The 1,459-nt window shown below is 69.1% G+C and carries 1 protein-coding gene; it reads left to right on the top strand.

Annotated elements, in window-relative coordinates; translation table 11 throughout:
- A partial coding sequence (locus AC1D2K_RS34600; protein WP_478094945.1) for a transglutaminase family protein occupies positions 1 to 1,459 on the top strand: 1,459 nt, incomplete at both ends.

Here is a 1,459-nt window from a genome sequence, read left to right as displayed (position 1 = left end):
CCCCGCCCGACGGCAGACGCCGCCATCGACCCGACCACGCCGCGCCAGCCGCGGCGCGGCGAGTCGGCCCACTGGATCACCCGCAGCGCGCTGTGCGTCGAGGTGCGCGACCCGCGCCGCGCCAACGGACCGGCGGCCGAGAAGCTCGGCAGCGCCTCGGGCGTGCTCTACGTCTTCATGCCGCCGCTGGCGCGGCTGGAGGACTACCTCGACCTGGTCGCCGCGATCGAAGCCACGGCCGAGCAGCTCGGCGTGAAGATCGTGATGGAAGGCTATCCGCCGCCGCGCGATCCGCGCCTCAAGATGCTGCAGGTCACGCCCGATCCCGGCGTCATCGAAGTCAACATCCATCCCGCGCACAACTGGCGCGAGCTGGTCGAGCACACCGAGTTCCTCTACAACGCCGCGTTCGAGACCCGCCTGTCGGCCGAGAAGTTCATGACCGACGGCCGCCACACCGGCACCGGCGGCGGCAACCACTTCGTGATGGGCGGCGCGGTGCCGACCGACAGCCCCTTCCTGCGCCGGCCCGAGCTRCTCGCCAGCCTGCTGCTCTACTGGCACAACCATCCGTCGCTGAGCTACCTGTTCTCGGGCATGTTCATCGGCCCGACCAGCCAGGCGCCGCGCGTGGACGAGGCCCGAAACGACCAGGTCTACGAGCTCGAGATCGCGCTCAAGGAAATCGCCCGCAACCGCGAGATCCACGGCCAGAACATGCCGGCCTGGCTGGTCGACCGGACCTTGCGCAACATCCTGGTCGACGTCACCGGCAACACGCACCGCAGCGAGTTCTGCATCGACAAGCTCTATTCGCCCGACTCCAGCACAGGCCGCCTGGGCCTGCTCGAGCTACGCGCTTTCGAGATGCCGCCGCATGCCCGCATGAGCATCGCGCAGCAACTGCTGCTGCGCGCCTTCATCGCCCGCTTCTGGGACGCCCCCTACCAGGCGCCGGCCACCCGCTGGGGCACCGAGCTGCACGACCGCTTCCTGCTGCCGACCTTCGTCAGGATGGACTTCGACGACGTCATCAGCGAGATGCGGCAGGCCGGCTTCGCCTTCGACCCGAACTGGTTCGCGCCGCACTTCGAGTTCCGTTTCCCGCTGGTCGGCCAGGTGCAGGCGATGGGTGTCGAGCTGTCGCTGCGCAACGCGCTCGAACCCTGGCACGTGATGGGCGAGGAAGGCTCGGCCGGCGGCACGGTGCGCTATGTCGACTCCTCGCTCGAACGCATCGAGGTGCGCGTCACCGGCCTCAACGAAAGCCGCTACGTCGTCACCGTCAACGGCCGTGCGCTGCCGCTGCAGCCCACCGGCACCGTCGGCGAGTTCGTGGCCGGCGTCCGCTACAAGGCCTGGAACCCGCCCTCGGCGCTGCATCCGAGCATCGGTGCGCATGCCCCCCTGACTTTCGACATCGTCGACACCTGGATGAAGCGCTCGCTCGGTGGTTGCC

The sequence above is a fragment of the Variovorax sp. P1_H12_2 genome, from assembly GCF_056405335.1.
Note: the sequence above shows the minus strand (reverse complement) of the source record. Positions and strands in the feature narration are given on the sequence as shown.